This window comes from Maribacter dokdonensis DSW-8, from assembly GCF_001447995.1.
GTDB lineage: Bacteria > Bacteroidota > Bacteroidia > Flavobacteriales > Flavobacteriaceae > Maribacter > Maribacter dokdonensis.
In genome coordinates, this window is record NZ_LDPE01000001.1 from 1168181 (window position 1) to 1182243 (window position 14063).

Genomic DNA, 14063 nt, shown 5'->3' on the forward strand with positions numbered 1-14063 from the left:
TTATTGTTGGGGGTTCTTTCTTTTATCTGTTAATATATAAGTAACCGTTCATTGATTTAGACTGTTGGTCATTGGCGTAATCAATTATATAGTAGTATACACCAACTGGTAATTCATCATTCTTTTTCACCGTTACCCTACCATTGGAAATACCTCTAAATGCATTACCATTGTTATCATATCCGTTAGTTTCAAAAACCAGCACACCCCATCTATTATATATTCTCACTGTATTATTTGGGAATGATTCTATATTATTGATTGTAAAGACACCACCGTTAGTGTTTGGATTCACAAGGTCACTTTCAATGCTAATATCACACGCCGTACCTTGTGGTGGAGTACCGCCAATAGAGCTACACCCATCAAGTGGATCGGTACTGTCCTCTATTTCTTGGCCATCATTGATGCCATCACCATCAGTATCCTCATTTTCAGGATCAGTACCCAAAGAATTTTCTTCATCGGTAGTCAATCCATCATTATCACAATCAGAAGTTCCAATAGGGGTTCCATTTATAGAATCGCAAGCATCTAAAGGATCTGTATTATCCAAAACTTCTTGACCATCAGTAATTCCATCACCATCGGTATCGGGATTGTTTGGATCTGTACCCAAGTCTACTTCCTCACCATCGGTTAAACCATCATTATCAGTATCAGGGTTATTAGGATTGGTTCCTAATGTCACTTCCTCTTCTGTGGTCAATCCGTCATTATCACAATCACTTGTTCCCAAAGGCATACCATCAACATGGTCACAATCATTTAAAGGATCGGTATTATCAACCAAAACTTCTTCTCCATCAACAATACCATCACCATCAGAGTCAGGATTATTAGGATCTGTTCCCAAATCACTTTCCTCGTTATTGGTAAGTCCGTCATTATCAGAATCCTCAGATATGGTAACCGTACCATTACCAGAATTACCAGAAGCATCGGTAATAATTATTTCTATAACATCCTCATCAGTAAGAACAGGGAAATTACCAGATGTAGGGGTTGCCATACCCGTATCTAAACTCCATTCGCCATTAGCATCCGCAATTATGCTATAGGTTACATCCGTTAATCCATCACCATCCGTATCTAGTTCAATTTTAAGAGATTCATTGGCACTTGCATTACCTGTCAATACCGGATCAATATCGAATGTACTAAAGCTATCAGCTATTGGTGCGGTGTTATCAAGAATTACAGTTTCGGAATCAACAGCATTATTGCCCGGTATGTCAGACACTTCTGCATTTACTAAAATAGATCCATTTGTCAATGTCGAAATATCTGCATCGCTAGCAGTCCATACTCCAGATATTACAGTTGCGGTTGATGTAACTGTATTTACACCGTCACTAAAAGTAATTGTAACAATCTGATTATCTTCAACACCGGTGGTTGTACCTGTTATAACCACATCATTATCTTCAAATGCATTAACAATATCATCTATTTCTATAGGTGTATCAATATCGATTCCAATTACTACATCATGAACGATGTCTCTAGTAACCGCCACTGCAGGATTACCAGCTAGGTCACTCACATTGGCTGTAATAGTCTCATTTACATTCAAGGCCTGTGCATCTGTTGCCGGAATATCCAAGCTCCAAGTTCCTCCTGTTACGACTGCGGTGTACGACTGTCCGTTCAAGGATACTGTTACGACCTGTCCGTCTTCCGCATCCGTAGTACCGCTGATCGTCACATCGCTATCATCTTCAACCGCATTTATGATGTCATCGTTAGATACTACATCTATAGTAATGGTAGGTGCCGTAACATCATGCGTTATTTCACGTGTAGCTTGCGGTGCAGGGTTACCTGCTATATTAAATACATCAGCAGTAATGGTTTCATTTACATCCAATGCCTGGGCATCTGCTGCAGGTAGATCAAAACTCCAGGTACCTCCTGTTACAATTGCAGTGTACGACTGTCCGTTCAAGGTCATTGTAGCGATCTGCCCGTCCTCGGCATCCGTAGTACCACTGATCATTACATCGGTATCATCTTCAACCGCATTGATAATATCATCGGTAGATACCACATTTATAGTAATGGTAGGTGCCGTTACATCATGTTCAATGTCCCTTGTTGCCTGTGTGGCAGGGTTACCTGCTACATCACTTACATCTGCAGTGATCGTTTCGGTTGGATCTAAAGCCAGAGCATCAGCAGCTGGTAGATCAAAGGTCCATGTACCTCCAGTTACACTTGCTGTGTAGGTCTGTCCGTTCAACACTACTGTCACAATTTGCCCGTCCTCTGCTCCAGTGGTCGTACCATTTATAGTAACGTCACTATCATCTTCCACTGCATTGATAATATCATCGGTAGAAACCACATCTATGGTTATCGTCGGTGCAGTTATGTCATGTTCGATATCCCTAGATGCCTGAGTGGCAGGGTTACCGGCTAAATCGCTTACATCTGCAGTGATCGTTTCGGTTGGATCCAATGCCTGAGCGTCTGTTGCAGGTAGATCAAAACTCCAAGTACCGCCAATTACACTTGCTGTGTAGGTCTGACCGTTTAAGATTACAGTCACAATTTGACCGTCCTCTGCATCGGTAGTACCACTGATCATTACATCACTATCATCCTCTACCGCATTGATGATATCATCAGTAGATACCACATCTATGGTAATGATCGGTGCAATAACATCATGTTGAATTTCCCTAGTTGCCTGTGTGGCAGGGTTACCAGCAACATCAATTACGTCAGCAGTAATGATTTCCGTTGGGTCCAATGCCTGAACATCTACAACTGGTACATTCAGACTCCAAGTACCACCCGTTACCGTGGTCGTATATGTCTGTCCGTTCAAGGTTACCGTCACGGTCTGTCCGTCTTCCGCATCTGTAGTTCCGTTAATCGTTACATCACTATTCTCTTCGAATGCATTTATGATGTCATCCGTAGACACTACATTTATAGCTATTGTAGGTGGAGCCACGTCGTGCTCGATATCCCTTGTTGCCTGTGTGGCAGGGTTACCTGCTACATCGCTTACATCTGCCGTAATGGTTTCGGTTGGATCCAATGCCTGAGCATCCGCCGCAGGTAAATCAAAGCTCCAAGTACCGCTAGTCACGACAGCAGTATAGGTTTGTCCGTTCAACACTACTGTCACAATTTGCCCGTCCTCGGCTCCGGTGGTAGTACCACTAATAGTAACGTCACTATCATCTTCTACAGCATTGATAATATCATCGGTAGATACTACATCTATAGTAATTGTAGGTGCAGTTACATCATGTTCGATATCCCTAGTTGCCTGTGTGGCAGGATTACCTGCTACATCACTTACATCTGCCGTAATGGTTTCGGTTGGATCTAAAGCCTGAGCGTCTGCTACAGGTAGATCAAAACTCCAAGTACCGCCAGTTACACTTGCTGTGTATGTCTGACCGTTCAACACTATTGTAACAATTTGTCCGTCCTCGGCATCCGTAGTTCCACTAATGGTCACATCGCTATCATCTTCAGCAGCATTTATGATGTCATCTGTAGAAACCACATCTATAGCAATGGTAGGTGCAGTTACGTCATGTTCTATATCTCTAGTTGCCTGAGTGGCAGGGTTGCCCCCTACATCGTTTACATCCGCAGTGATCGTTTCGGTTGGGTCTAAAGCCTGAGCGTCTGCCGCAGGAAGATCAAAGCTCCAAGTACCGCCAGTTACACTTGCTGTGTATGTCTGACCGTTCAAGGTTACCGTCACAGTTTGCCCGTCCTCTGCATCTGTAGTACCACTGATCGTTACATCGCTATCATCTTCAACCGCATTGATGATATCATCGGTAGATACCACATCTATAGCAATGGTAGGTGCAGTTACATCATGTTCAATATCCCTAGTTGCCTGATTGGCAGGGTTGCCCGCTACATCGCTTACATCTGCAGTGATCGTTTCATTAGCTCCCAATGCCTGTGCATCTGTAGCAGGAAGATCAAAGCTCCATGCACCGCCCGAGACAACGGCTGTATAGGTTTGTCCGTTCAAAGTTACTGTTACCGTCTGGCCATCCTCGGCCCCTGTAGTTGTACCACTAATGGTTACGTCACTATCATCTTCCAATGCATTGATGATATCATCGGTAGATACCACATCTATGGTAATGGTCGGTGCAATTACATCATGCTCTATATCCCTAGTTGCCTGTGTGGCAGGGTTACCTGCTACATCGCTTACATCTGCAGTTATCGTTTCGGTTGGATCCAATGCCTGGGCATCGGCTGCAGGTAGATCAAAGCTCCAAGTACCTCCTGTAACAGTAGACGTATAGGTTTGTCCGTTCAAAATTACGGTTACTGTCTGACCATTTTCGGCACCAGTAGTCGTACCACTTATAGTCACGTCACTATCATCTTCTACAGCATTGATAATATCATCGTTAGATACTACATCTATAGTAATGGTCGGCGCTGTAACATCATGCTCGATATCCCTAGTTGCCTGTGTGGCAGGGTTACCTGCTACATCGCTTACATCTGCAGTTATCGTTTCGGCTGGATCCAATGCCTGAGCATCGGCCGCAGGTAGATCAAAGCTCCATGTTCCACTAGTTACACTTGCCGTGTATGTCTGACCGTTCAAGGTTACCGTTACGATCTGCCCATCCTCGGCACCTGTAGTAGTTCCACTGATCGTTACATCACTGTCATCCTCTACCGCATTGATAATATCATCTGCAGAAACAACATTTATAGCTATAGTTGGGGCAATGGCATCATGCTCAATATCCCTGGTCGCCTGTATGGCAGGGTTACCAGCATCGTTGCTCACATCAGCCGTTATTGTATGTGTAGTACCCAATGCTTGAATATCCGCAGCAGGCACATCTAATGTCCAAACACCACCAGTTACCGTAGTTGTATATGTTTGCCCGTTCAGCACTACAGTTACTGTCTGCCCGTCTTCAACATCTGTTGTTGTTCCGTTTATGGTAACATCATTATCATCTTCAACTGCATTTATGATGTCATCTACAGCTACAACATTAATTGTTATCGTTGGTATCGTAACATCATGTTCAATATCTCTTGTTGCCTGTGTAGCCGGATTACCCGCAACATCATTTACATCTGCCGTAATGGTTTCCGTAGGATCCAATGCCTGTGCATCTGCCGCAGGCACATCTAAAGTCCATGTTCCACTAATTACGGTAGTGGTATATGTTTCTCCGTTCAATATTACTGTAACGGTTTGCCCGTCCTCGGCAGTTGTTGTACCGTTTATTGTTACATCGGTATCATCTTCCAAAGCATTAATAACATCATCATTAGCCACTACACCAATTGTAATGGTTGGCGGCGTAACATCATGAATAATATCATGATTAGCCTGAGTTGCCGCATTACCAGCAAAATCACTTACATCTGCAGTAATGGTTTCTGTAGGATCCAGTGCTTGTGCATCAGTTGCAGGCACGTCTAAAGACCATACACCACCAGTTACCGTAGTTGTATACGTTTCTCCGTTCAATACTACTGTTACCGTTTGGCCATCCTCAGCTCCAGTAGTCGTTCCACTTATAGTAACATCACTATCATCTTCAAGAGCATTAATGATATCATCGTTAGATACCACGTCTATGGTTATTGTAGGTGCGGTATCATCATGCTCAATATCTCTTGTTGCCTGTGTTGCCGGGTTTCCTGCCAGATCACTAACATCTGCAGTGATTGTTTCCGTAGCATCTAAAGACTGTGCATCAACTGCCGGAATATCCAGCGACCACACACCACCCGTTACCGTGGTTGTATATGTTTGTCCGTTCAAGGTTACTGTTACCGTCTGACCGTCTTCAGCCCCTGTGGTTGTTCCACTAATGGTAACGTCACTATCATCTTCAACCGCATTGATAATATCATCGGTAGAAACTACATCTATTGTAATAGTCGGTGCAGTTACATCAATAGTCAGTAAAGCAACATCAGACGTTAACGGAGAACATACAAAGGTTAAATCTGTAATTATCACCCTATACTCAAATCCGTCTTGAGCTACGGTAGCTCCGGTCAAGGTTAATGTCTCCGTTGTACTACCCGTGTAAATATCTGTTCCATTTGCATCATCTATAGCTTCAAAACCTCCACCTGATTGATCATCTACCTCCCATTGATATGCCAAGGAAATTCCAGATGCCGTTACGGTAAATGTTTCTGGAGAACTGCCATTGGTTAAAACATCTTGTGGTTGTTCAGCACTTGATGCAATTGTAGGCATCTCCCCTGGTTGTTGAAAGTCGAAATCAGTATTAGTAGCACTATCCACATTATTTGGCGTAGTATATCCGTCAACCACATTGGTTCCGGTCACAACCCCATCAGTATCTACCACAAGCGCACCATCTCCTAAAACTCCGTCTGAATCATCATCTGTAAAACCTGCCTCTATAACATCATTACATAAATCTCCATCCGCATCCAACTCTAAGTAATCAGCAATACCATCTGGTGTTGCCTCAGAATCCAGCACTGTATAATTCACTGAACCACTATTTTGTTGACCACTAGCCTGAACAGAATTTGGAACACCATCCGTACCCACAGCTCCGTCTAACCTTCCACTGGTAAAGGGTTGACCACTGCCAGATTCTACCACATCATAAATACCATCATTATCAGCATCCAAATCAAAATGGTTTGGAACACCGTCACCGTCGGTATCAAAACTATCAATAATACCGTCTCCATTATCATCTACACCTAAATCAGGATCAAGATAATTGAGTACCCCATCTGCATCTGCATCTGCACTTGGATCTAAACCGGACGGACTTTCTTCCGTATCCAGTATACCATCATTATCATCATCTAAATCAACAGAATCCGCAATGCCATCCAAATCATTATCATCTATACCGTCTTCTCTGTAATCTACTTCTGAAGTGGTAATCACCGCGTTGTTCGGTAGATCAGATGCCCCATTGTCTTGATCATCATTAGAATCGAACGGTAAACCTGTAGTATCTACATCATCATATTCATCAAACAAACCATCATGATCATTATCCAAATTGTTGGACGCCGTTGTAAAACCAGCTTCTTCAGTATCCGAAAGTCCGTCGCCATCGGTATCCAAATCCAGATAATCCGGAATTCCGTCACCGTCTGTATCTACCGGGGAAACACCTTCATCCCCTGCTCCTTCATATTCGTCACCTAAACCATCGCCATCAGTATCATCATTACCATTGCCATCAGTATTTGCATTTCTTGCTACGTAACCACTTGTAGTTTGTGCTTCTACATTATCTGGAATACCATCGTTATCAGAGTCAATATCCAAATGATCTTCTATACCATCATGATCACTATCTATACCTTCATTTATAGTATATACCGGTGCAGACCCAGGACCCGATTGCGTTCCGGAAGGAGAACCGGCAGAGTTAGCAGCCGAAGTACTATTCGATGAAGTGAACAAACCGTTGATATCACAAGTTTGAAACAAAATAGAACCTAAATAATCATTTGATGAAAATCCTGGTTGTAGTTCACCCGAAAATGTTACTGTGAAATTGGTAGTTTCATAATAATTGAAATATACAGCCAATCTTGGTCCAAAATCTACACCTGACCATGTTTGTGGAGGTCCTTCAAATGTTGTGGTACCCGTTGCCAAATTCTCAGAAATATTCAACAAAGTATTACCATCAACAGCATATAAACCAGGTCTTGCAAGTGTAACGCTTTCTTCGGTATTAGCTCCATCAATATCATAAATAACACCTCCGAAACGAATAAGGTTTACCTGAAAATCCGTGCCCGTAGCCACCAACCTAATATTAAAGGTCATACTACCAACATCACCGACACCACCACCTACATCAAAACTAGGTTGCCAAGCGTCATTGCTGCCAAAACCACCATTATCAATAGAAGTTAAGGTTGCATTGTCAATATCGGTTATAGCTACAATTGCATCTAACACCCCAAGAGATGAAGTTACCACTGTAGAGAAACGATACTCTGCACCAACTGTACCCGGACCACTACCGGTAGAAGATATATAAGAACCACCTACAAAGGAACCGGGGGGAATACCACAATCATCTCCTTTGGTATCCGTAGGTTCAAAACCTAAAGACTCCACATAATCTAAAATACCATCATTGTCATTATCCTTATCTACACTATTATTAACACCGTCACCATCCGTATCTATAGGAGTCAAGTGCACATTGGCATCCCTAAAATCTACTTCACTCGTAAAAGGATCTTGATCATTAGGAAAATCATTAACATTTTGGTTGTTATTTGTTGCCCCGTTAGTATCTTCAATACCATTTGATCCCGTAATAACCAAATCAAAAGCATCATCTAGACCATCATTATCAGCATCTGTTCCTGAAGGTGTAGTATCCGCAATATTATCTCCATCTATATCATATGCTTCAACCGTATCACTAACACCATCATTATCTGAATCAGTATCCCTAAAATCCGGACTACCTTGACCATCGGAATTTTCAGGTTCATTAATGGATTGTCCAGAACCGGCTGGCGGAACTTCATAATTATCAGCTAAACCATTTCCGTCTGAATCTGTACCAGGTGATTGGTAACCAGACGTGGATTGCCATTCAATATTATCTATAATACCATCATTATCACTATCCAAATCTAAATAATCCAGATGTACATCTCCATCTGTGTTTACCGGTGAATTGGTAAAACTTCCTCCTTGATCAACATCAAATGCATCATCAATACCATCATTATCCGTATCATCACCGGAAGCTTGAACCAAACCAGCATCGGGCTGTGATTCTACTAAATCTTTTATACCATCATTATCTGAATCTATATCCAAAAAGTTTGGACCGCCTTGATTATCGCTATTCAAAGGAGTGGCAGAAACACCTGCTCCATCCGTACCACCATCTTCAGCAACATCTGGAATACCATTAGAACCATGATTACTTTCACCAGGATCTATAGACCCGTTTCCATCAAGATCTAGACTACCATTGCCTGTTTCCACAACGTCAGGTATACCATCATTGTCACTATCCAGGTCTTCATTATTAGGAATACCATCACCATCAAAATCACCAGTACCTTCTACAGCATCAAGTATACCGTCATTATCATCATCTTCATCGTTACTGTTACATATTCCGTCTCCATCAGTATCAATACCGTCATTTGCCGGATCAAAATTAGCTCCTGCAGAAAAATCATTGCTTGCCGTTGCCCCACAATCATCACAACCGTCACCATCCAAATCTTGACAAACCGAAGGATCTAATGGATCGGTGTCCGAGCCATCAAGAACCCCATCATTATCATCGTCGGTATCACCAGAATCACACAAACCATCACCATCAGTATCTACACCATCATTTGCAGGGTCAAAATTAGCACCCGCAGAAAAATCATTACTTGCGGTAGCGGAACAATCATCACAACCATCGTTATCCAAATCTTGACAAATTGATGGGTTTAATGGTGCATCATCATTAACATCTAAAACACCATCATTATCATCATCGTCATCACCAGAATCACATAAGCCATCACCATCTGTATCCATACCATCATTGGCAGGGTCAAAATTATTACCTGCAGCAAAATCATTACTTGCAGTAGCTGAACAATCATCGCAACCATCGTTGTCCAAATCTTGACAGATCGATGGGTTTAATGGTGCAGTATCTGAACCATCTGCCACACCGTCATTATCATCGTCTAAATCCGAAGAATCACAAATACCATCGCCATCAGTATCTACACCATCATTAGCAGGGTCAAAATTATTACCTGCAGCAAAATCATTACTTGCGGTAGCTGAACAATCATCGCAACCATCGCTGTCCAAATCTTGACAAATAGAAGGATCAAGAGGTGCAGTATCTGAACCATCTTCTACACCGTCATTATCATCATCAGGGTCACTAGAGTCACAAATTCCGTCACCATCAGTATCTACACCATCATTGGCAGGGTCAAAGTTTGCTCCTGCAGTAAAATCATTGTTTGCCGTTGCAGAACAATCATCACAACCATCACCGTCCAAATCTTGACAACTGCTTGGATCTAACGGTGCATTATCATCACCATCTAGAACACCATCATTGTCATCATCAGTATCACCAGAATTACAAATTCCGTCACCATCGGTATCTATACCGTCATTTGATGGATCAAAATTATTGCCCACAGAAAAATCATTACTTGCCGTTGCCGAACAATCATCACAACCGTCACCGTCCAAATCTTGACAACTACTTGGATCTAAAGGTGCATTGTCATTTACATCAAGTACGCCATCATTATCATCATCGTCATCACCAGAATCACAAATTCCATCTCCATCAGTATCGGTACCGTCATTGGCGGGATCAAAATTAGGTCCTGCAGAAAAATTGTTGTTTGCCGTGGCAGAACAATCATCACAACCATCGTTATCCAAATCTTGACAACTACTAGGATCTAATGGTGCATTATCATTTACATCAAGAACACCATCATTATCATCATCGTCATCACCAGAATCACAAGTACCATCTCCATCGGTATCGGTACCGTCATTGGCAGGATCAAAATTAGCACCTGCAGTAAAATCAGTGCTTGCCGTAGCCGAACAATCATCGCAACCATCGTTATCCAAGTCTTGACAACTACTAGGATTTAAAGGTGCATTATCAGCTCCGTCCAAAACGCCATCGTTATCATCATCATCATCACCAGAGTCACAAATTCCGTCACCATCAGTATCTATACCATCATTGGATGGATCAAAATTATTACCTACGGAAAAATCGGTATTTGATGTAGCGGAACAATCATCACAACCATCTCCGTCTGCATCTTGACAAACACTTGGGTCTAAAGGTGCATTATCAGCTCCATCTAAAACACCGTCATTGTCATCATCTGTATCACCAGTATCACAAATTCCGTCACCATCGGTATCAAGTCCATCGTTTGCAGGGTCAAAATTAGCACCTGCAGAAAAGTCAGTACTTGACGTAGCGGAACAATCATCACAACCATCGCCGTCTGCATCTTGACAACTACTTGGGTCTAAGGGCGCATTATCATTTACATCTAAAACTCCGTCATTATCATCATCAGTATCACCAGTATCACAAATTCCGTCACCATCGGTATCAAGTCCATCGTTTGCAGGGTCAAAATTAGCACCGGTAGAAAAATCGGTATTAGCCGTTGCCGAACAATCATCACAACCATCACCATCCGCATCTTGACAACTACTAGGATCTAAAGGTGCATTATCATTTACATCTAAAACTCCGTCATTATCATCATCTGTATCACCGCTATCACACAATCCGTCACCATCGGTATCCGTTCCGTCATTGACCGGATCAAAATTATTACCCGCAGAAAAATCCGTACTTGCGGTAGCGGAACAATCATCGCAGCCATCGCTGTCCAAATCTTGACAACTACTTGGATCTAACGGTGCATTATCATCACCATCTAAAACTCCGTCATTATCATCATCTGGATCACCAGCATCACATAATCCATCACCATCCGTATCCGTACCGTCATTTGCAGGATCAAAGTTAGCACCTACAGAAAAATCATTATTAGCTGTAGCAGAACAATCATCACAACCATCGTTATCCAAATCTTGACAGCTACTTGGATCAAAAGGTGCATTATCATCACCATCTAGGACACCATCGTTATCATCATCGTCATCACTAGAATCTGGCGTACCATCACCATCGGTATCCGGATCATTGGTTACCGTAATATTAACCGTTGCGGTTTCACAAACATCTGGGTCCGGATCGGTATTACAGACCTCGTAAATTACTGTCACCGTTGATCCATTCTCTGTCAATAAAGGGGTATATGCCAATTCTCCCGTAAAAGGATCTAAAATTGCTGTTCCGCCTGCAGTACCACCAACTCTGGTTATTGCAGTTGTACCTTGATTATTAGCGTCATTATTTGGCAAATAATCATCATTACTTAAAATATTAATATTTGTAGCTACACCTAAAGTGGCATTGGCACTTTCATCTTGAGCTGTTGGTGCATACGGATTTGGATCTGTGGCATCTAAATGACCATCACCATCACTATCCGTATCCAAATGATTGGGTAAACCATCATTATCCACATCGTAAGCATCTGGAACTCCATTGCCATCAGCATCGGTATAATTAGTACTCGTACCATCGCCCGTTCCACCTACATCTTGTCTAACATCTTTGAAATTTAAAATACCATCACCATCTTCATCGCCAAAAGGATCAATACCGGTATATTCATCTACATCTAAAATGGTATCATTATCATCATCCGTATCATTGTTATCCGTTGTACCATCACCATCACTATCTCTTGGGTCTCTCCAATCTCTTTCTCCACCAGCTGGGTCATCATCTGGAAAAGTATTTGGAGTTTGGTTATTGTTCGTTGCTGCATCTGGGTCATCTATTCCACCAGCATTCTGATCAAAATTATCATCAATACCATCTAAATCTGTATCATTACCTGACAATGTTATCTCCGGAATATCATCTCCATTGGTATCATATGCCTCTACCGTATCTGGTATTCCGTCATTATCACTATCTGGATCTAAAAAATCTGGAACATTATCTGATGTTACAAAAGCAGCATCCGTATTAACAGGTAGTAAGCCTTGGTTACCTGTTCCCTCATAATTATCATCTAATCCATCGCCATCGGAATCGTTACCAGACGGTGCTACATAAGAACCCGTAGCCTGAGCTTCAATATTATCTGGAATACCATCATCGTCAGAATCCAAATCTAAATGATTTGGAAAGCTATCATTATCTTGGCTGGCCTCATAAACGTCCGGTACACCATCTGAATTTGCATCTGTATAGTTGGTAACACTACCATCGGCATTTGCATTATATGTAGGAACCCCATCCCCAGAATTATCTAAAACATCTTGGTAATTGGGTAGACCGTCACCATCAGCATCTCCATTGGGATCATTACCATTAGATTCAACAATATCCAAAATTCCGTCATTATCATCATCAATATCAACATTATCAAACACACCATCACCGTCAGAATCACCAACACAAACAGAGTATAAAAATGTATTGATCTGATATTCACTTTGATTAAGATCAAATTCTTTTACAAAACCTGGATTAGCATAGATATCGAATTCAATAAAATTTACATCATTGAACTCGAACATTAAATTACTTTCAGGACCGTTTGACTCAGATTCCGTACCTGCCGACAAAAGTGTTGGCGGCGTTGTGTCTATTGCAATATTTGTGGGAATATCAGTAGCCGTAAAACGTACGGAATTACTACAGTCTGTACCCACCGCTTCATTTTCTATAGGTACATTAGGATCAGCAGGTGCCGGTGTACCATCTATATCATTTATAATTATTCTAAAATCATTTACTGGTATCAAAGTCGTCTGATCCGCTTGTAAAAAACTAATTCTTATCCTTGAAGGTGCATTTGATCCACTATCACTAGGGTTAAAATAAAAGAAATTGTCAACAGTATTATTATATCCAACTCGACCATTATTAGGTGCACCTCCAATTTTTTGAACCCTTACAAAAGCCAATGCCGGTATAGTAGGTGAAGTAGCATTAAAATAGGCATCTTCAACGGTACCACTTGAAACACCCGTTATAGATACGCTTTCAAAATTCTGTCCATTGGCATCAATTGCAAAAAACAGCACAAATGCAACCAGACAAGATTGTATGTATGCAGGGCTTTTATATTTAGAATATGTATTTGTCTTCAGCAGATTAGCACATAGACTTAAAAGTTTAATAAACAAAATATTAAATCTGTTCATTTTCGTCTGGTGTGACTTCCTCTGTCTTGTGAAGTAAGCGTGCATTAATTTCATATTCCGCGAATTCTATACTTAAAAGATTAATGTTTTTAATTTTTACATGAACAAGTGTTCATTAAAAAATTAATAGTAAAACAAAAATACCAATGGTTCTGTAAGGGGATTATTTTTTGTTGTCAAATAGCCCTTTCTGTATGTGAATCTAAGATATAATGTATTTTCCTACAAAAGGATACGGATATTA

At 41.5% G+C, this 14063-nt stretch carries 1 protein-coding gene; it reads right to left on the bottom strand.

Annotated elements, in window-relative coordinates; genetic code table 11:
- Positions 1-22: 22 nt before the first annotated feature.
- Complete coding sequence (locus tag I600_RS05160; RefSeq protein ID WP_058103408.1) at positions 23-13819, bottom strand: Ig-like domain-containing protein; 13797 nt, start codon at positions 13817-13819, stop codon at positions 23-25.
- Positions 13820-14063 lie beyond the last annotated feature (244 nt).

What these genes read in the sequence shown, in the direction of transcription:
- I600_RS05160 (WP_058103408.1), bottom strand. Translation starts at nt 13,819, where the DNA reads ATGAACAGATTTAATATTTTGTTTATTAAACTTTTAAGTCTATGTGCT.